General features: G+C 69.6%; 1 protein-coding gene. It reads left to right on the forward strand.

Features of this window, described 5'->3' with window-relative positions; all coding sequences use genetic code 11:
- A partial coding sequence (locus R0J87_RS22140) for an alpha/beta hydrolase family protein (protein ID WP_498889007.1) occupies positions 1 to 257 on the forward strand: 257 nt, incomplete at both ends.

Below are 257 nucleotides of genomic sequence, written 5' to 3' on the forward strand. Positions count from 1 at the left end.
CGGCGGCTACATGTCGGCCTGGGCGGTGACGCACAGCGACCGTTTCAGGACCGCGATCGTCGGCGCCGGGGTGATCGACATCGGCGCGATGGCGCTGACCACCGACACGCCCGACTACCTGCCCGGCTACTTCGGCGATCCGCTGGCCAACCGCGCCGCCTACGACGCGCATTCGCCGATCCGCTACGCCGACCGGGTCAAGGTGCCGGTGCTGATCCTGCATGGCGAGCAGGACAAGCGCGTACCACTGTCGCAGG

The sequence above is a fragment of the Halomonas sp. SIMBA_159 genome, from assembly GCF_046536035.1.
GTDB lineage: Bacteria > Pseudomonadota > Gammaproteobacteria > Pseudomonadales > Halomonadaceae > Vreelandella > Vreelandella venusta_A.